Origin of the sequence: Leptolyngbya sp. AS-A5, from assembly GCF_039962495.1 — a bacterium.
Classification (GTDB): domain Bacteria; phylum Cyanobacteriota; class Cyanobacteriia; order Leptolyngbyales; family Leptolyngbyaceae; genus Leptolyngbya.
The window spans coordinates 37,868-57,416 of record NZ_JAMPLL010000024.1 but is presented as its reverse complement, the minus strand read 5'-3'; the positions used below and the strand labels follow the sequence as shown (position 1 = coordinate 57,416).

Below are 19,549 nucleotides of genomic sequence, written 5' to 3'. Positions count from 1 at the left end.
TGGTGATGGCGGTGTGGCCCCACGCTCATCCATCCCGAACTGAGTGGTGAAACGCATTTGCGGCGACGATAGTGAGAGGGTAGCCTCTTGTCAAAATAGCTAGCTGCCAGGGTATTGATTAGAAGAGCCGAATGCATTCATTTCTGTGAATGCGTTCGGCTTTTCACTTTCTTCACTTCATGAGGCTTGCAGCAGAAAGCTTAGGTCTTGAAGCGCAGACGCGAGCTACTGTGTTTCTCCCCAGGCATCGATGGCAGTTGGGGCTGTTGTGACCACGCTTGCTCGAACTGCTGGCAAAAGTCATCCACGTCGCAAAAGATTGCCGTCACATTCAGTCGCGCTATGATTGGTTCCATAGCTGAGACTCGCAAGAACGTTACAGCTCTTTCAAACGTAGTTTCGGCTTTCTTTTCGCGCTACCTCTCCCGTCGAACTCACGTCAGCACAAGGTGTTTGAGAACTTGGCAGCGCGAGGCAAGACCTCACAGGAAGCCTCGAATTCCAGTTTGGACGTTTCCTAGTGTCTTTTCTTTGCAGATCTCGTTTGATCACAATTGCTGAATTGAGCGACTCGATCTGATCCGGTTTGTAAATGAGAAGGTGATCTCTAAACTTTGAAAGTTTGGGGTGAGCAACGTAATCGCCGGTTGGGTCAATTTGGGTCAATACAATTCTTGTACAATCTATACGATTCTTCCAATTTTGGCGAGATTCTATTCCATTGATTTGAGGTTTAATTTTGTAGCGAAGAAGAGAAAATTGATGCTCTAAATGGGACTAAATAATTGACGCGAGACAGCTATGTAGAAATCACGGCATTTCGAGGGAAGCTTTTTGCAATATACAATCGTTTCAGATTTCATCCCAAGCTCAGCATTTGCTTGCTGTGAGACGCAGCATTTTCTTTTGAAGATGTTCTTCTTAGGTGCATATTAAAGAAGTATTTGACGGTTTTTAGGCACGATCGCAATTTTTCTCTTTCATGGGCTGATGTCACCTTCCCAAAATTAGGCGAATTCGTGTCAAATTCTTTAAACTAAAGGGAGTGACTTTGTTGGAGATGCTATGACCACCACTGTGCAAACCGATGCGCGTGCCTTGTTTCAGGCTGCTTACGAAAATCGGTACACCTGGGACGAAAACTTCCCCGGTTATACGGCAGACGTGACTTACCGCGAAGGCGACAAAACTTACCATGCAAAATGTCGCATCAATGCCGATTTCACTTTTGATGTGACTGACATCGAAGAGGAAGAAGGTAAAAAGGCAATTCACGGTCAAGTTTGGGAAATTGCAGTTCACCGGGTTCGTCGGGCGTTTGAAGAAACGCATGGGAAGAACACGTTTACATTAGGTGCAACTGATCCCGATGGAGGCGTTGAGATTTTAGTAGGTGGTAAGTCGGAAGGCGATCGCTACAAGGTTCGCAACAATGAAGTGAGTCTCGTTCACCGCCATATTCATGGAGTGGTTGTGACAATTAACACCTTTAGTAGTCACGACACTGGAAATGGCTATTTGTCGCACCGCTATGATTCGATTTACAGCGATCCGAAAACGGGAGCTGTCAAAGGTGCGAGGAGTGAGTTTGAAGATCTTTACGAACAAATTGGCGAATATTACATTCTGACGAGCCGCACCATTACAACTGAGCAGCATAAGAGCGAATTTCTGTTTACGAATGTGCAGCCATTAGAGCGGGTATAAGCCGCACTCAATCAAGTGCAAGACCCGCACTCTCTGAACGATCGTTCAGAGTTAGGATTAAAGTTGTCAAGCTGTTAGAAGGTGAATTATGTCTTTGACACTAACGCCCGAAAATGTCGAAACCGTTCTCGATGAGCTGCGTCCGTATCTGATCTCAGACGGCGGCAATGTGGAATTGGTGGAATTGGACGGTCCGATCGTGAAGCTGCGCTTACAAGGTGCGTGTGGAAGCTGTCCGAGTTCGACCATGACGCTGAGAATGGGGATCGAACGCCGCTTGCGCGAGATGATTCCAGAAATTGCTGAAGTCGAACAAGTTTTGTAGGCAAATCCTTATATCGAAAATGGAGGCAAGGGATAGACTATTAAAGGTCTAATCCTTTGCCTCCGTTTTTTATGCCGCATCCGCTCCACGTTGCATTTATCTGGCATCAACATCAACCTCTCTACAAAAGCCGAGGGGATGCCAACTATTACGCTCCGTCTGAAGGGCAATATCGCTTACCCTGGGTACGTCTTCATGGCACAAAAGATTATCTCGATTTAGTGCTGCTTCTGGAGCGCTATCCGAAATTGCATCAGACGGTGAACCTGGTGCCATCTCTGATGATGCAGATTGAGGACTATGTGGCAGGAACGGCACTCGATCCGTATCTGACGGCAACGGTTACGCCCGTGGAGCAGTTCGATCGTGCGCTGAAGGAATTCGTGATTGAGCATTTCTTTGACGCGAATCGCCATACTTTGATTGAGCCACATCCACGCTATGTGCAGCTCTATGAACAGCGACAAGATTGCGGGTCGGGCTGGTGTCTGGAAAATTGGAATACTCAAGATTTTAGTGATTTACTCGCGTGGCATAACTTAGCGTGGATTGATCCGCTGTTTTGGGATGATCCGGAGATTGCAGCTTGGTTAGAGCAAGGGAAAGGCTTTACGTTGAGCGATCGACAACGCATCATTGCGAAACATCGCGAAATTATGAGCCGCATTATTCCGCAGCATCGCAAAATGCAGGAAGTGGGACAGCTTGAGGTGACGACGACCCCTTACACGCATCCGATTTTGCCGTTGTTAGCGGATACAAATTCGGGGCGAATTGCGGTTCCAAATATGACGCTACCCGAATCGCGGTTTCAGCATCCGGCGGACATTGAGCGGCACTTAAGAAAGGCGTGGCAGATGTATGAAGATCGATTTGGTCGATCGCCGCGTGGGTTGTGGCCCTCGGAACAGTCGGTCAGCCCTGAGATGCTGCCATATGTGGCGAAGCAGGGCTTTAACTGGCTGTGTTCGGATGAGGCAGTATTGGGCTGGTCACTAAAATACTTTTTCCATCGGGATGAAACCGGGAATGTTTACGATCCTGAGAAGTTGTATCGTCCATATCGATTGGAAACACCTGCGGGAGATTTAGCGATCGTCTTCCGCGATCACCGTTTATCAGATTTGATTGGCTTTACCTACAGCGCGATGGAGCCAAAACGAGCGGTTAGCGATTTGGTGGGGCATTTGGAGGCGATCGCGCGATCATTAAAACCGAACAACGATCAGCCGTGGTTAGTGACGATCGCATTAGACGGTGAAAACTGTTGGGAATTCTATCCACAAGACGGTAAGCCGTTCTTGGAAATGCTTTATCAAACGCTGAGCGATCACTCTGAGATCAAATTAGTGACCGTTTCAGAGTTTATTGAGCAATTCCCGCCGGCTGAGACAATTGCAGCCGATCAGCTTCATAGTGGATCGTGGGTCGATGGAAGTTTCACTACTTGGATCGGAGATCCAGCGAAAAATCGAGCTTGGGACTTGCTGACTGCTGCAAGACAAACCTTGGCAAATCATCCTGAAGCAACTGAGGAGAATAATCCTGAAGCTTGGGAAGCACTCTACGCAGCAGAAGGATCAGATTGGTTTTGGTGGTTTGGAGAAGGACATTCCTCGAATCAGGATGCCATGTTTGATCAATTGTTTCGAGAGCATTTAGCGGCGTTGTATCGATCGCTGAATGAACCCGTTCCTGAGAATGTGCGTCGTCCGGTCGAAGTGCATGAAGCGCGGGGCGATAGTGCGCCACAAGGATTTATTCACCCCGCGATCGACGGTCGCGGAGATGAGCAGGATTGGGACAAAGCGGGACGACTTGAAGTCGGCGGTGCGCGGGGAACCATGCACCAAAGTAGTTCAATTCAGCGACTCTGGTATGGTGTGGATCACTTGAATTTTTATTTGCGCTTGGATTTACAGATCGGAGTGCAAATCGGCAAGGATATTCCACCAGAGCTGAATCTCTTCTGGTACTACGCGAATCAACCGATGCACAATAGTCCCATTCCATTAGTTGATGTTCCAAATCAAGCGCCTTTGAACTATCACTTCCATCACCATTTGGGTGTGAATTTGCTGACTCAAACGATTTGGTTGCAGGAAGCAGGTGAACATTTCCGGTGGCAGTCGAGAGCAAGCCGCGCTCAAGTGGGAGTCGATCGCTGTGTTGAAATTGCGATTCCGTGGGCAGACCTGCAAGTTCAGCCGGATTACTCGCTGCAATTGATTGCGGTGTTTTCGGAAGGGGGACGGTATCGGCAAGCGTTGCCGGAGGATGGAGTGGTTGCGATCGTGGTTCCATAACACATTGGCGATCGTCTGGATGGTTAGACGATCGCTTTTTTGAACCACGTTAAACTGAGAAAACCAACTTGTAGGATCAGCGTCGATGACTGCCCTCTCTCCGTCAGCCTCAATCCAGTCGCGCCTCTACACGTCAGAAGAATACCTTGCGTTGGAAGATCAAGCAGAATTCCGAAGCGAATACCGACAGGGAGAAATTGTGCCTCCTGCCATCGGCACAACAAATCACAACCGAATTGCACGAAATGTGAGTGCAGCGCTACATTTTGCGGCTAAGGTGCAAGACGGGGTTTGAGAACTTTATCGGGGATGTGAAGTTGTGGATTCCGCAAGAGCAGCTTTAGACCTAGCCGGATATCATGGTTGTAGTCGGTGAAGTGGCTTATCACAACAATCGTCGCGATATCATTCTGAATCCTCAAGTCATTATTGAAGTATTGTCTCAATCGACAGAAGACTACGATCGATTAGGAAAGTTCGCGAGTTACCGCACCATTCGTAGCTTTGTCAAATATGTTCTGGTTGACCAAAATCGAATTCGAGTGGAACATTTCACAAAGCAAGCAGCTAAACGTTGGCTACTTCAAGATTTAGATGCGGAAGATCGTGAGATTCGATTAAGAAGTATCCCGGTTTCGATCTCGCTGAATGATGTTTACCGCAATGTAAATTTTTCAGAAACAGAAGTCAGTAAAACAGGAAATTTAGCGGAAATGAGGAGCGATCGCATCTCAACAATCGCTCCTCATTTCCCTTATTTGTAGCTCGGAGCCATGCCAATGGTTCCCGCGTAAACCGCAAGGCCGCCTAACTCGTCTTCGATCCGCAGCAAGCGATTGTATTTCGCAACTCGTTCACTGCGACAAAGCGACCCAGTTTTGATCTGACCAGCGCGGGTAGCGACTGCGAGATCTGCGATCGTCGTATCTTCGGTTTCACCGGAACGGTGGCTGATGATCGATCGGAAACCATTCCGCGCACCGAGATCGATCGCTTGTAGCGTTTCCGTCAGTGATCCAATTTGATTCAGTTTAATCAAAATTGAATTTCCTGCTTTCTGTTCAATTCCCTTTTGCAGTCGCGTGATATTTGTCACAAACAAATCATCCCCAACCAATTGGCATTTGCTACCAATCTTTTCGGTCAATAACTGCCAGTGCTGCCAATCATCTTCATGTAACCCATCTTCGATCGATACAATCGGATAACTGCTGACTAACTGTGCCAGATAATCCACCATCTCAGTCGGTTTGTGAGCGGTTCCATCATAGGTGTATTGCCCATCTTTGTAGAACTCACTCGCCGCCACATCCAGCGCAAGGGCAACCTGTTCGCCGGGTTTGTAGCCCGCTTTCTCGATCGCAGAAATCAACAGGTCGAGGGCTGCCTGATTCGATTCGAGATTGGGAGCAAAACCGCCTTCGTCACCCACACCCGTCAGCAAGCCTTTATCGTGCAGCACTTTACTCAGCGATGCGAACACTTCCGCGCCCCATCTCAGCGCTTCTCGAAACGTCGGTGCCCCAACCGGAACGATCATAAATTCTTGGAAATCGACGTTGTTGTCTGCATGAGCACCACCATTAATCACATTCATCAAGGGCACAGGTAATACATTCGATAACGGCCCACCCAGATAGCGGTAAAGCGGCAGTCCCAGCGCGTCTGCACCTGCTTTTGCGGTTGCCAGCGACACACCCAAAATTGCATTTGCACCCAAAGCTGCTTTATTCGGAGAACCATCGATTGCGATCATCGTGCGATCGACTAGCTCCTGATTAATGGCATCCAGCCCGATCAACTTCGGAGCCAGCGACGTTTCAACGTTTTCGACCGCTTTGAGAACACCTTTTCCACCGTAGCGGCTTTTGTCGTCGTCGCGGAGTTCGTGGGCTTCAAAGCTTCCAGTCGAAGCTCCGCTCGGAACTTGAGCAATTCCGTAAGCACCATTCGCCAGAGTGACTTCGGCTTCGATCGTCGGACGACCGCGTGAGTCGAGAATTTCACGGGCACGAATGGATTCGATCGCTGTGTCTAGGGCATCAATCATAATAGTCAAACCTGTAGTGAAAAAGGCAGCATTTTCGGGCAAATCGATTTTGCCTTTGCCTAGAATACGCCCTTCCTGAACAATTCTTGTAGCGAGCTTCACATCCCGGTCGCAGGGAAGTGGAAAAAATCCGGAATTAAATTCGATCTGAGCAGTACACTCGATTAGGTTTCGGTAAGGAGTGAAAACGGTGGGACTCGGTAGATGGATTGGGTTTTTGGCGTTTGCGATCGCGCTTTACATTCTGTGGGAGCTTCGCCAGGTGTTGCTGTTGGTGTTTGCGGCCGTGGTGTTTGCGACGGCGCTGAGTAGCTTGGTGAAGTCTTTGCAGCGATTTGGACTCAAGCGCGGCGGAGCGGTGCTAATTTCGATCGTGACGCTGCTGGTGTTAACGGCTTTGTTTATCGGGCTGATTGTGCCACCGTTTATCACTCAGTTTCAGCAGCTAGTCGAACTGGTACCACGAGGACTCGATCGGGTGCAAAGCTGGTTTGATCAGATGCAGCAGATGGTTCCAGGGTATTCGCAATATATGCCTGGTGTGGATGACTTAGTGCGGCAGATTCAACCGTTGGCGACTAGGGTTGTGGGAAATTTCTTCGCGCTGTTCTCGAATGCGTTAACGGTACTATTGAATATTCTATTAGTATTAATTTTGACGATTATGCTGTTGATTAATCCTCAACCGTATCGTCAAGGATTCATTGCGCTATTTCCTTCGTTTTACCGGAGACGAGCCGATCGTATTCTCTCACTGTGCGAAGTGTCGCTCGTGAACTGGATTATCGGGATTTTGATCAATATGGTCGTGATTGGGTTGGTGAGCGGAATTTCGCTGCTGATCTTGGGTGTGCCGCTGGTGTTGGCGAATGCGCTTCTAGCGGGACTTTTAGAGGCAATTCCGAATGTCGGCCCAGTGTTGAGTGTGATTCCACCGATCGCAGTCGCACTTCTCGATGCCCCGTGGAAAGCGGTTGCCGTTTTGATTGTCTACATTTTGATTCAGCAGCTTGAACAGTATTTGCTGGTTCCGTTTGTCATGTCGCGGCAGGTAGCACTTTTGCCCGCAGTAACGTTAATTTCGCAGGTTGTGTTTGCCATTGCCTTTGGGTTTCTCGGTCTGTTTTTAGCGATTCCATTGGTGATTGTGGGACAGATTTGGATACGAGAAACATTGGTGCACGACGTTCTCGATCGCTGGCGCAAAGATGAACTTGAGGCAGAGTTAATTGATGCGGAGACAGACTTGCAGCAACTTTCAGAAGCGAAAGTCGGGATTGATTCACCCGAAGAAACTCACAGTGACGAGGAGGGTTCGCGGTAAACTAATTCCTGTGTCACATCTGGAATGTTCTGAATTATGAGAGCGTGGATTGCGGTTGCACTGTCGGCAGTCATTTGGTTAACGGGCATCTCGGACGCGTGGGCGTTGATTCAAATCAAGCTATCGGATTTGTCGTATCGAGAATGTTCGGCGGAGATGTCGAAAGGCGCAGTTACAGCGGGCGGTGTGCCGCAGTCGGCGCGATGCTTTATTGTGTTTGGCAAGGCGACCAATCCCACGAATAAAACGATCGTCAATGCCGATATTTTCGGACGAATTTATGATGCGAACGACGATCCGATTATCGAGAACCGTACCCGGTTGGGCGCGATCGAGGAAGTTCCGCCGGGTGTGAGTGAGTTTGAGTTTCAGGTGAATGTGCCTGAGAATCAACCGTTACCGTTGAAGTTGTTGCAGTTCAAAGCAGCAGGATTTACAGGAACAGTGAGACGTTAGCTCAAAGCTAAATGTGATAGGACTATTACTCGTTTCTGTAGCCTCGTAAATTCATGCAAAAGCCCCCAACTTCTCAAGTTATCTTCACGGCATCACCCGAATTTGCTCAAGTTGCATTGAACGAAATTCAGCAAAGCGATCGCGGCTCAAAATTGCTGCAATGGCTTGATCAAGGAGTGGGCTTAATTCAATTAGACACTCTAGATTTCCGCGATTTAGCACCCCGAATTCTAAAGACAAAGGCTGCATTCATTAGACATCTTTGCCCGGTGAATGACAAAATTCCGCTTGAAATTACACAGTTAAGAGCGGCGATCGCGGCTCAAATCCCTTTGTTCGATCGGGCTGAAACGCTCTCGATTCAAGTTCGTTCTTCTATTAAAAACATCAATCGATCTGAACTTAGAAACGCTCTTGTTGATGATTTAATCAATGCAGGCTTGAAGGTGGAAGCAAAAGATCCAGTCCAAATTATTTCAATTTTTTGTGATAGCACAACTGCTTATCTGGGATTTTCTAATGCTTCAGATAACTTGAGCAATTGGGCAGGCGGAATGCACCGATTTGCACACGAAGACGAACAGATTTCTAGAGCCGAATTTAAGTTGCTCGAAGCGATCGATGTTTTCAATCTCAATCTTCCCACCGCAGGATTAGCGCTCGATCTTGGTGCAAGTCCGGGCGGTTGGACAAGAATTCTGAGAAAGCTTGGATTATCCGTGGTTGCCGTTGATCCGGGTGATTTAGCTGAATCGCTGCGCTTGGATTCAAACATCACTCATCACCGTCAGCTTGTACAACAGTATTTACCAAACTGCCGCGATCGCTTTGATCTCATCGTCAATGATATGAGAATGGATGCAGTTGACTCTGCAAAAAACATGATTGCAGCAAGTAAAACGCTTAAAGAAGATGGCATGGCGATCATGACTCTGAAATTGCCCAGTAAAGGGGTAAAGAGCGTGATTAACAATGCGATCGCACTGCTCGAAGACCATTACGAAGTGATTGGAATTAGAAATCTATTTCACAATCGGCAAGAAGTGACAGTCGCGATGCGAACAGCGCCAGAATAACCCACAATACGACGAAACCTCCCAGCGCTGACGGGGCGCGGGAGGCTGTCAAAGATATTCAATTGCCGCGGAGAATATCAATTTCGGAAAAATCTTACGCCTGACGTGAGTAATACTCAACGACCAGCAGTTCATTAATTTGCAGCGCCACCCATTCGCGATCGATGACTCCGTTCACTTTCCCAGTCATCTTGTTCTTGTCGAACTCCAAATGACTCGGCAAGTTAGACAAACCCGGATATTGCAGGTTTGCTTCGACCAATTTGCGAGAGCGATCGCGATCGCGCACCGCAACCACATCTCCCGGACGGCAGTTATAGCTCGCAATGTCTACAACCTTACCATTGACCGTAACGTGACCGTGATTCACTAGTTGACGTGCGCCGGGAATCGTCGGAGCCATTCCTAAACGGAACACAGTGTTATCTAACCGCATTTCCAGCAGTTGCAAGAGTACCTGTCCAGTCGAACCTGCTGCACGGCGGGCTTTCCGCACGTAGCGAAGCAGTTGTTTTTCGCTCACTCCATAGTTGAAGCGAAGCTTTTGCTTTTCTTCTAGACGAACTGCATATTCTGAGCGTTTCTTACGCGCTTGTCCGTGTTGTCCGGGTGGATAGGCGCGGCGTGCAGATTTACGGGTGAGTCCGGGAAGATCTCCCAGACGACGGGTGATTCTAAGGCGAGGGCCTCGATATCGCGACATTGAACGTTCCTCGTTTGACTCGGAGATTTAAACAACTTTTCTAGTATACGACGCGGAATTCGCGGCTTCAATTATTTTTTCAATTGAGTGACCAGATGCACTAATTCCGGCAAAATCAGTTGCTCTACTGCCAGTTTTACCGCATTCGATGAGCCGGGGAGCGAAAAAATCAGCTTGTTTGAATAAACTCCGGCGATCGCTCTCGATGCGATCGCTCTTGATCCAATCTCGGCATAGCTCAGCGATCGAAAGATTTCCCCGAATCCGGGCAGCGTTTTTTCGAGGAGTTGTTCGATCGCGTCGTAGGTGGTGTCTCTTGGGGCGATGCCTGTTCCACCACTGAGAATCACCGCATCGACAGCGAATAGATTGACGAATTGAGCGCGAATCTGATCAGGTTCATCGGGCACGATCGCATAATGCGCGATTGTGTGACCGGATTGTTTGAGCAGCGATTGGATCAGTTGACCACTGCGATCGGTCTCGATCGTGCGGGTGTCACTGACGGTAATCACGGCACAGGAAACGGTGATCGCAGCTTTATCCGGGTGGGGCTGATGCGACATTACGACTTTGTAAAGCCTAGATCGTTGGATTCAGCGTAGCGATCCATAAACCGCATAAAGCGATCCCAATCTTCCACCGATTTCATGATGTAGGTCGCTTCGAGTGCCGCAGGCTGACCGTTGATAAATTTGGCTTTGACTTCGCGGGTGAGCAGTTCGCCTTCTTCGTCGATCATGTACATTCCGGTGATGCTATCGGTCTTTTCAGCTTCTAGCGCTTTTGGCTTCTCGAAGATGAAGGTGGCGGCTCCGTTGGTTCCATCTTTGGAGCGGGTTATACGAACATCTGGGATCACTTCTTCGGTAATGCCTCTTGAAAATTGGATTTCTGCCATGATGCGAATCGATGAGTATTTTGGATTGGCTCTATTCTCCCATCTTTGCGTAACTTAACAAAGGCTTCTCATTTTTCATTTAAGCTTCAGCCACGATCGAATCTCTTTCAGTACCCAAGCCTGCTCGAAATCGGTGAGTTCTTCACCAAACTGGTGCAATCGATATCCGGTACGATACGGCCCTGATGTGATTGTGATTAAGCCATTTGAGTCGCGCCGCACTTCTCGAATGTCACGGGTAATGCCTGTCATCCGATTGCTGGCGGTTTTGAAGCGCTGAGTTTCGACGACGAATTCTCGGCGATCGAACTTGACATAAGTCCGTTGAAACGTCGGACTCATAAACAGCAAAAAGATCAGCACTCCCAAAATGAGAATCCAGGTTGCAGAGCTAAGCACGCCGAAAAACAGGATCAGGAAAATCATCGGCACGATAAACGTTAATCCCAGCGATGCAACGCCTAGCTTGATCAAGCCTGGAAGATTTAAGCCCTTCTCTTCGGGATGCTTGGGAATAACAATTTCTAGCCGTTTTTTCGAGCGAATCAGTTGGACTCGCGTATTTTTTGGGCGTTCAACCGGCGGAAAGGAAAACACAGTTTCAGAACGATTCAAGGCATCGATCGCCTCATGTGCTGTCTGGAATCGCTGCTCTAGATCAGGATGGGTGAGCTGATCGATCCAATCTGCTAACGCGGGCGGCAATGTGACACGATCGCGCCATTGAATCCGAAGCTGTCGCTGGGGTAAATCGGCTGGGGAGACTCCGGTGAGTAAATGAATCAACGTCGCACCCAACGCATAGAGATCAGAACCGGGAACAGCACGACCGCCGAACTGCTCGATCGGCGTGTATCCGTAAGTTCCAACGATCGTAAAGGTTGCACCCTCGACATTAGCGCGATCCTGCACCGCTCCAAAATCGACCAGATACACTTGCTGATCCGTGCCCAAAACTAGATTACTGGGCTTGATATCGCGATGCAGAACGGCGGGATTGAGACCATGTAAATCGCGCAGAATCGTTAGAACTTCCAGCGCAATTTGTCGCACTTCCGCTTCAGAAAATCGCTTGCCTTCCTGAATTAATTGTTTCAGTGAAGTTCCCGGAATGTAGTCCTGCACCAAGCCAAACCAGAGAATGCGATCGTCGATCGAAAAAGAATCCCGACACTTCGGAATGCGCGGGTGATCCAACTGCCGCAAAATCTGAGATTCACGCTCAAACAGCTTGAGATCATCCCACTGCGATTGCTCCCCAAACGCCAACAGTTTCACAATCACAGATTGCGACTGAGCCGTTAAATCCATCGCCAGCCAAGTTTGCCGCCCTGCACCGTGACCTAATTTTTCTTGAAGTTGATAGCGATCGTACAGCGTTTGTCCTGCACTCAGCATCGATCAAGGCTCCCTATCGTCTTTACCGACTTCGCTTTCGATCATAGCGATTCCGTCTTTTCTTTAGCTGAAGCTGGGGAGTTTGACGATAAATTCTGTGCCTTGAGGCAAGACGGGGAAGCACTCGATCGAACCGCGATGTTGTTCGACGATTGTTTGATACGAGAGCGCGAGTCCCATTCCGGTTCCTTTGCCGACTGGTTTTGTTGTGAAAAATGGATCAAAAATGCGGGGTCGAATCTCTGCTGAAATACCGATGCCTGTATCTCGGATTCGGACTTTTACAGTTTGGTCAGAATGTTGATCTGTCCAAATTTCAATCGTGCGATTTTCTACGGTTTCGATCGCATCGATCGCGTTGTTAATCAAGTTCATCCACACCTGATTGAGTTGTCCGGCATAACAGTCAATTGGGGCAACAGTTCCATAGTGCTTAACGATTGTAATGTGTTGAGCCTTCAATCGGTGCTGCAATAGCGTTAAGGTTTGCTCGATCGCAGCGTTAATATCAATGGTTTTGAGCGCTGCTTCATCTAATCGGGAGAACGATCGCAGCGATTTGACAATTTCTTGAATGCGAGTCGTACCTGTTCGCATTGAAGCAAACACCCTAGCAACATCATCGAGCAAAAAGCCGAGATCAATTTCATCAATGGTGTGTTGAATTTCCGCGATCGGTTCAGGATAGTGTTTTTGATAAAGCTGAATAACCCGAATTAAATCGCGAGTGTAAGCATCTGCATAACGCAAATTTCCGTGGATAAAATTAACAGGATTATTCACTTCATGAGCAATTCCCGCAACTAATTGACCCAGACTCGACATCCTTTCACTTTGAATGAGTTGCGTTTGAGTTTGATTTAAGCTGGATAGCGTTGCTTCGAGTTCTGCATTTCTTTGAGACAGTTCAGTGGTTCGCTCTGCAACCCGACTTTCTAAAACTTCGTTCGCTTGCTCTAGGGCTTCTTTGGCACGTTTGAGATCAGTGATATCTGTTGCGATCCCACCGATCGCAAACGCTTGTCCTGTTTCATCAAACAAGGGAAATTTGACGACGATCGCAATATGTAATCCGTCTTCATGGGGCTCAATTTCCTCAAGCTGAATCGAAGTTCCAGACGCGATCGCAGCACGATCGGCGACTTGAAATGCTGCTGCAATCTCAGGCGGAAAAAAGTCGTAGTCGGTCTTGCCTAGATCGCGGTCTTGATCGAGATTGAATCGATGGGCAAATTCTCGATTCATCAATATATACGTTCCATTCGTATTGCGATATTCTTTGGCAAAGATACTAGCTCTTGTGTTGTTGATAATACACTTAAGCAAGTTCTGGCTTTGCTGCAACTTCGCAACTTGACCTGATAATTCTGTAATTAATTTGTTATGTGATTTCTTTAGTCTAATTTCAGACTGTTTATATTTTGTTATTTCGGTAATCATTCCACAAAAGATGGTTTCACTCTGATTGATCTCAGTGAGCGCTGCGATAATTTGAATCCATCTCTGCTTGACTCGTCCCTCAAAGCTCCAGGGAATGGCACGATTGATTGCCTTTCTTAAAGATTCTCGAAAGCGATCACGATCGCTTGGATCAATTTGGTTTTCTAACACGGCAAAATCTTTTGTAATCACCGCAGCAGAAACACCAACGAGATCAGCGACGCGATCGCTGATGTAATCAATTCTGTACTCGTTCCCGATCGCGCTTAACCGAAAGATTGCACCTGGAGCGTTAGCGGCGATCGTCTGCACATCAATCTCTATAGCCGAATTAGAACTCATACAGGGCACAACCGAGCAATCTTGAGAAAAGTTTCCTTATCATTCCCTCAATTCTCTTGTGCTACCACTACGATCAACCCCTATGATCAAATACAAAGATCAAATACATACAAAGATCAAATACAAAACTTGTCAATGGGCTGTTAAGCGCTGCTGTCGCCAATATAATCCTAATCCTGCTAGCAGCATCATCCCAAATCCGATCGCGCACACGCCAGACCACTGAAACCGATTCCAAGCGTAAGTGCCTAAATACGAGCCAATTGCACCGCCAACAAAATAAAGCGTGATGTACAACGCATTTAAGCGACTGTGATATTCCGCAGGCAAGCTGTAAAGCGTTGCTTGATTTGAAATTTGGCTCGTTTGGACTCCCAAATCCAGCAAAATCGCACCGAGGACTAATCCGCCTAGCTGTTTCCCAAATGCCCAAACCACGAGAAACGCTGCGATCGTCATCAAAACTCCGATTTTTAGCGTGAAGCCCGGACTCCGACGATCAGCAATTTTGCCAACCACCACCGCCGCTACTGCACCCGCAATGCCAACAAATCCAAACAACCCTGCAATATCACTGCCATACTGATACGGCGGTTGTTCGAGCAAAAACACAAGCGTACTCCAGAAGGCACTAAACGCCCCAAACGACATCGCCCCAATCCAAGAAGTCGCTTGTAGTATAGGGTCTCTCTGAATTAGCTCCAACATCGATCGCAGCAAAGTTGGATAGGTCATTTTCAAGCTCGATTGATAGCGGGGTAACTGTTTCGCTAAAACGATCGCCAACAGCACCGTCGCACCACTAGCAAACCCATAGATTGCCTGCCAACCGATGATTTCTCCGGCAAACCCGCTTAGCGTTCTTGCGACCAGAATGCCGATAAATAAGCCACCCATCACCCGACCGACAATTTTGCCGCGCTCCTCTGGTTGGCACAGTTGCGCGGCAAACGGTACGAGGATCTGTGCAGCAATGGTACTCGCCCCGATCGCAAAACTCGCAAGGCTCAATCCCACTAAATTCGTCGATAGTGCCGCCAGCAAGAGCGCGATCGCGGCGCATCCCGTCACCAGGACAATTAGCCGTCGCCGCTCCATGCGATCGCCCAACGGCACGATGAATAAAATTCCAATCGCATAGCCAATCTGCGTCAACATTGGGATCACTCCGACTTCTGCTGCCGAAACTCCGAACTGTTGAGCTATTTTGGCTAAAAGCGGCTGATTGTAGTACAAATTAGCGACCGTTGCGCCCGACGCGATCGCCATCATCCAAACCAGTGAAGAACGCATAAATGAAAGAACGGTGAGGTTTATATTGCAAGGGTAATTGAGGAGCGAGGAGTAAAGGGATTTTGAAGTGTCCTGGAAGCCTTGAGGCGCTCTGTAAAGAAACTGGAGAAAGATCATAAAACTCGATAAAGTCCGAGATATCCCCGTTACACTGTTTTTGTTTCAAACCCTTTTGCAGCAGGAGAAGTGCAAGCATGGCTCACGCGCCGATGACAATTACCACAATTAATCCGATTCAGTTTGGCACCGATGGCTGGCGCGGCGTGATTGCTGCTGATTTCACGTTCGATCGCGTCATGACCGTCGCCCCGATCGCCGCAGCAGTTCTGTCTGAGGTTTACGGTGCAGAAACCGGAAGCAACACCGTGATTGTGGGCTACGATCGCCGATTTTTATCTGAAGAATTCGCTCGCACTGCGGCAGAGTCGATTCGCAAAGTTGGCTTTGATGTGTTGTTTTCTGAAAGTTTCGCGCCGACTCCTGCCTTTAGTTGGGCAGCGAAGAAGCTGAATGCGTTGGGCGCTATCGTAATTACGGCAAGCCACAATCCTGGCAACTATTCAGGCTTGAAAGTCAAAAGCGCCCACGGGGGATCAGTGCCGCCGGAAGTGACGAAGAAGATCGAAGCCTTGTTAGCGAGTGGTGCGCCTGCGCCTGATGTGCAACCGGGAACATTCAGCACGTTTGATCCCTGGGAGAGCTATTGCGAAGGACTGCGATCGCTTGTGGATACTACAGCGATTAAAACGGCGATCGAGCAAGGGAAAGTCACGGTGTTTGCGGATGTGATGCACGGAGCCGCAGCGACCGGATTAGCGCGATTGCTCGGTGTGGAAATTCATGAGTTGAACAGCGATCGCGACCCCCTGTTTGCAGGAGGCGCACCAGAACCGCTACCGAAGTATTTGCCAAAGATTTTAGAGACGATTCAGAATTTTGACGGAAATAGTTTAGCGGTGGGCTTAGTGTTTGATGGCGATGCCGATCGTGTTGGCGCAGTTGATGCCAAAGGGAATTTTCTCAGTTCTCAGATTCTGATCCCGATTCTGATCGAGCATCTGGTGCAAAAAGGCTTTAGCGGCGAATTTGTCAAAACGGTGAGCGGTTCAGATCTGATGCCGTTGGTTGCCAAGCTTTACAACCTGCCTGTACACGAAACGCCGATCGGCTACAAATACATCGCCGATCGAATGCTCGAAACCAAAGTTCTACTCGGCGGAGAAGAGTCCGGCGGGATCGGCTATGGTCATCACATTCCAGAGCGCGATGCGTTACTGTCGGCGCTGTATGTTCTCGAAACTGTGGTACAAACGGGAACCGATCTGGGCGAACTCTACCGCCGTTTACAGGAAAGAACCGGATTTTTGTCAGAGTACGATCGCATTGATCTGCCTCTTGCCAGCATGGAAGTCCGCGCCAAACTTCTAGAGCAGTTGAAAACACAACCCCCGCAAACCATTGCTGGAAAAGTGGTAATTAGCTGTCAGACCGACGATGGCTATAAGTTCCGGCTTGAGGATCAAAGCTGGTTATTGATTCGCTTTAGTGGGACAGAACCCGTTTTGCGGCTGTATTGTGAAGCGGCAACGATCGACCAGGTTCACCAAACGCTAAATTGGGCGCGTGATTGGGCGAGTTGAGGACGAATTTTCCGCTTCGGTTTGAGCGGCTGACAGCCCCTAAATTTCCCACTCGTGGGGAATTTAGGGGCTACCCGGATTCAACATCGAAGCAAGTTCTATGGACTTATGCTCTGTTAGATGACAATACAGCCCGATCGCTCAGGTAGATCAATCTCTAACTCTTGCTCATTCCAAATCAATTCTGCATTGCCGTAAACGATGCGACTCGGATGTGTTTTAAGTCCCGTTTTATTCCAATGAATCGCCGCTTTCACCGCAACGGTTCCCACATTCACCGCAATGATCACTGTTTGATTGTCTAAGGTTCGCGCAAAAACGTAAGTTGTTCCTTCCGCATATAACACCTTGTAATCCCCCGTTCTCAAAGCGGGATAAGCATGGCGCAGTTTGACTAATTGACGGTGACACTCATAGATTTTGTAATCCCAGTTTGACTCCATCGGAAAACCCCGCCGAGAATCTGGGTCGATCGCTCCCGGTAATCCCACTTCATCCCCGTAGTAAATACTCGGCGCACCCGGAAACGTCATCAATAACAAAGTACAAAGCTCAATGCTTGGACGATCACCACCTGCAATGGTCATCAATCGCGCTGTGTCATGGCTTGCTAATAAATTGAGTTGGGTAAGCTGAATCTCCCAAGGATACAGTTTCAATAGATCCTGCATCTTTTGAGCATACTCACCCGCAAACATCGGTGGATACGGCTGATAATCCCGGCTTTGAACCTGATCTAATACCACACGATCGCCCGCAGCAAACGCGATCGTCGGGCCTGCAAACAAGTAATTCATCACGCCATCGAACTGGGTGCCATCGAGCCACTGACGCGAGTCACCCCAGACTTCGCCGACGATGTAGGCTTCAGAATTCAGGGCTTTGACGCGATCGCGAAATTCTTGCCAGAATCCCGGTGTTTTCACCTCAAACGGCACATCTAACCGCCAGCCATCGATGCCAAATTTAATCCAATACTCCGCGATTTCCATGATGTACTCTCGCACCTCCGGATTATCGTGATTGAACACAGGCAAAGCGCGATTGTTATCCCAGCCTTCATACCCTGCCGGAAACTCTCCCGTATACGGATGCAGCGGAAACTGATGAATTCTAAACCAATCGATCCAAGGCGAATGATCACCGTTTTCTAAAACGTCATGGAAAAAGAAGAAGCCGCGACTGGAGTGATTAAACACACCATCCAGTACAACTTTGATGTCTCGCTCATGTGCCGCTTCGAGCAACTCGCGAAACGCTTCATTGCCACCCAACATCGGATCAACCTGGTAATAGTCGTGCGTGTGATAGCGGTGATTGCTAGCAGACTGGAAAATTGGCGTAAAGTAAATCGCATTCACGCCCAAATCCTGAATGTAATCAAGCTTCTCGATGATTCCCCAAAGGTCGCCCCCCTTGTAGCCTTGCAGCGTCGGAGTCGCATCCCAATCTTCCCAACGCATCGACTTGAGCAGTTTTCTATGCCGTTGCTTGGCGCGGGCAAATCGATCGGGGAAAATTTGATAAAAAACCGCGTTCTTTACCCAGTCTGGTGTCTGTATCTGCATGAAAAGGCGACATCGATCACATCAATAGTACGGTAATGATCCCTGTGAAAATCGCTCTCTAACTATTGGTAGAAGTTTAGGAATTCTACAAATCGTAGTCTATAATACAGATATGAACGTTCATCCTTGCTATGCGCTAATTGCTATGGGCCAAGGACGGAAGTAAGGGGTTCTCCTGAAGGAACGCGCCTCAATCTCACTTCATTTCCATTGTTCGAGGCGACTTATGAAACTCATTTATCGTGGTGTTAAATACGAATACGACCCCACTCAGCGCGGATGCGACGATCGCTTTTCTCAGTCTCATGAGCCGATCACGCTAACCTATCGCGGCAATCGCTACCAACTCGACCCGAATCGCCCTGTACGATCGGCAGTTGAACAGCAACCGCGTGAACTGATTTATCGCGGCAATCGTTACTGGATGGGCTATCCAGACGGTAAACCGACGCTTAGCAATGTGAGACGATCGCAGCAAGTCAAAGATCTGCTTTCAACGCATCGTGCGAATTTGCAGCAGAATTTACAGCGTCGTATTGAGAGTGCCCGCCAGAAGGGCGATGAGGCTTTGCTGACGCTGCTTGAAGCAGAACGTCGTCATCTCACCTAACCCCAGTTTGACTTACTCTTCACGCACTGAGCCGCGATTGCGGCTCTTTTTTTGCAAAAACGCACTTTTTCAAATTCAGTCCGACTTTGGGCAATTGGGCAGAAACATATACGAGAATAGATCTATCCGAATGTCGATTTGCTCAGAGAGAAGAACACTGTGTCTCATACGATCGTTACAAACACTTGTGAAGGGGTTGCGGATTGCGTCGATGCCTGTCCGGTTGCCTGCATTCATGAAGGTCCTGGAAAAAATACCAAAGGAACAGACTGGTACTGGATCGATTTTTCGACCTGTATCGATTGCGGCATCTGCTTGCAAGTCTGTCCAGTTGAAGGCGCGATCGTGCCTGAAGAACGTCCCGATCTGCAATCTACGCCGAATTAATTTCTGGTGATCTAGTTTTTTGC

At 48.4% G+C, this 19,549-nt stretch carries 19 protein-coding genes, 1 rRNA gene and 1 riboswitch; of the genes, 12 read left to right on the top strand and 8 right to left on the bottom strand.

The window, feature by feature from the left end; all coding sequences use genetic code 11:
* The 6 genes from rrf to NC980_RS20580 form a co-directional block, all read left to right on the top strand.
* Nucleotides 1–112, top strand: a 5S ribosomal RNA gene (gene rrf, locus NC980_RS20605); the annotation flags it as partial.
* 953 nt (nt 113–1,065) lie between these two features.
* Nucleotides 1,066–1,707 (top strand): DUF3386 domain-containing protein, encoded by a 642-nt coding sequence (locus tag NC980_RS20600; RefSeq protein WP_190377155.1) that lies wholly within the window; start codon nt 1,066–1,068, stop codon nt 1,705–1,707.
* A gap of 88 nt (nt 1,708–1,795) precedes the next feature.
* Complete coding sequence (locus NC980_RS20595; protein WP_190377154.1) at nt 1,796–2,032, top strand: NifU family protein; 237 nt, start codon at nt 1,796–1,798, stop codon at nt 2,030–2,032.
* Between the two features lie 71 nt (nt 2,033–2,103).
* Nucleotides 2,104–4,338, top strand: coding sequence for a glycoside hydrolase (locus NC980_RS20590; RefSeq protein WP_190377163.1), 2,235 nt, complete (start codon nt 2,104–2,106; stop codon nt 4,336–4,338).
* Nucleotides 4,339–4,423: 85 nt separating this feature from the next.
* Entirely contained in the window at nt 4,424–4,633 is a 210-nt protein-coding gene (locus tag NC980_RS20585) for a Uma2 family endonuclease (RefSeq protein WP_277881402.1), read from the top strand.
* 64 nt (nt 4,634–4,697) lie between these two features.
* Nucleotides 4,698–5,102: a Uma2 family endonuclease gene (locus tag NC980_RS20580; RefSeq protein WP_277881401.1), complete on the top strand. Its 405-nt coding sequence runs from the start codon at nt 4,698–4,700 to the stop codon at nt 5,100–5,102.
* On the opposite strand, the gene eno is transcribed toward NC980_RS20580, so the two are convergent.
* Nucleotides 5,093–6,388, bottom strand: coding sequence for a phosphopyruvate hydratase (gene eno, locus NC980_RS20575; RefSeq protein WP_190377162.1), 1,296 nt, complete (start codon nt 6,386–6,388; stop codon nt 5,093–5,095). The two genes, NC980_RS20580 and eno, sit on opposite strands and share 10 nt — an antisense overlap.
* 190 nt (nt 6,389–6,578) lie before the next feature.
* Here eno and NC980_RS20570 point away from each other — a divergent pair, with 190 nt between their 5' ends.
* The 3 genes from NC980_RS20570 to NC980_RS20560 are packed head-to-tail and all read left to right on the top strand — an operon-like array spanning nt 6,579 to nt 9,244.
* Complete coding sequence (locus tag NC980_RS20570; protein WP_190377153.1) at nt 6,579–7,712, top strand: AI-2E family transporter; 1,134 nt, start codon at nt 6,579–6,581, stop codon at nt 7,710–7,712.
* A 36-nt stretch (nt 7,713–7,748) separates the two neighbouring features.
* Entirely contained in the window at nt 7,749–8,168 is a 420-nt protein-coding gene (locus NC980_RS20565; RefSeq protein ID WP_190377152.1) for a hypothetical protein, read from the top strand.
* A 53-nt stretch (nt 8,169–8,221) separates the two neighbouring features.
* A complete protein-coding gene (locus tag NC980_RS20560) occupies nt 8,222–9,244 on the top strand; it encodes an SAM-dependent methyltransferase (protein WP_190377151.1) in 1,023 nt (340 codons plus the stop codon).
* A 94-nt stretch (nt 9,245–9,338) separates the two neighbouring features.
* On the opposite strand, the gene rpsD is transcribed toward NC980_RS20560, so the two are convergent.
* From rpsD to NC980_RS20530, 6 genes are all read right to left on the bottom strand, one after another.
* Complete coding sequence (rpsD, locus tag NC980_RS20555; RefSeq protein WP_190377150.1) at nt 9,339–9,947, bottom strand: 30S ribosomal protein S4; 609 nt, start codon at nt 9,945–9,947, stop codon at nt 9,339–9,341.
* Nucleotides 9,948–10,018: 71 nt separating this feature from the next.
* The gene (locus tag NC980_RS20550; protein ID WP_190377149.1) at nt 10,019–10,513 is read right to left on the bottom strand and encodes a MogA/MoaB family molybdenum cofactor biosynthesis protein; all 495 of its coding nucleotides are present in this window, start codon (nt 10,511–10,513) and stop codon (nt 10,019–10,021) included.
* Entirely contained in the window at nt 10,513–10,848 is a 336-nt protein-coding gene (psb28, locus tag NC980_RS20545) for a photosystem II reaction center protein Psb28 (protein ID WP_190377148.1), read from the bottom strand. The genes NC980_RS20550 and psb28 overlap by 1 nt, the downstream gene beginning before the upstream one ends.
* A 75-nt stretch (nt 10,849–10,923) precedes the next feature.
* Nucleotides 10,924–12,246: a serine/threonine-protein kinase gene (locus NC980_RS20540; RefSeq protein WP_190377147.1), complete on the bottom strand. Its 1,323-nt coding sequence runs from the start codon at nt 12,244–12,246 to the stop codon at nt 10,924–10,926.
* 63 nt (nt 12,247–12,309) lie between these two features.
* Nucleotides 12,310–14,028 (bottom strand): ATP-binding protein, encoded by a 1,719-nt coding sequence (locus tag NC980_RS20535; protein ID WP_199298553.1) that lies wholly within the window; start codon nt 14,026–14,028, stop codon nt 12,310–12,312.
* A gap of 132 nt (nt 14,029–14,160) precedes the next feature.
* A complete protein-coding gene (locus tag NC980_RS20530) occupies nt 14,161–15,321 on the bottom strand; it encodes an MFS transporter (RefSeq protein WP_242026997.1) in 1,161 nt (386 codons plus the stop codon).
* A 209-nt stretch (nt 15,322–15,530) separates the two neighbouring features.
* Here NC980_RS20530 and NC980_RS20525 point away from each other — a divergent pair, with 209 nt between their 5' ends.
* Nucleotides 15,531–16,961, top strand: coding sequence for a phosphoglucomutase/phosphomannomutase family protein (locus tag NC980_RS20525; protein ID WP_190377159.1), 1,431 nt, complete (start codon nt 15,531–15,533; stop codon nt 16,959–16,961).
* 116 nt (nt 16,962–17,077) lie between these two features.
* Here NC980_RS20525 and NC980_RS20520 read toward each other — a convergent pair whose 3' ends face one another.
* Nucleotides 17,078–18,529: a glycoside hydrolase family 13 protein gene (locus NC980_RS20520; RefSeq protein ID WP_190377145.1), complete on the bottom strand. Its 1,452-nt coding sequence runs from the start codon at nt 18,527–18,529 to the stop codon at nt 17,078–17,080.
* 115 nt (nt 18,530–18,644) lie between these two features.
* Nucleotides 18,645–18,719, top strand: a riboswitch (Glutamine riboswitch).
* Between the two features lie 36 nt (nt 18,720–18,755).
* Here NC980_RS20520 and NC980_RS20515 point away from each other — a divergent pair.
* Nucleotides 18,756–19,139, top strand: a complete 384-nt coding sequence (locus NC980_RS20515; RefSeq protein WP_199298552.1) for a DUF4278 domain-containing protein — start codon at nt 18,756–18,758, stop codon at nt 19,137–19,139.
* A 159-nt stretch (nt 19,140–19,298) separates the two neighbouring features.
* The gene (locus NC980_RS20510; protein WP_190377144.1) at nt 19,299–19,526 is read left to right on the top strand and encodes a 4Fe-4S dicluster domain-containing protein; all 228 of its coding nucleotides are present in this window, start codon (nt 19,299–19,301) and stop codon (nt 19,524–19,526) included.
* Nucleotides 19,527–19,549: the final 23 nt, after the last annotated feature.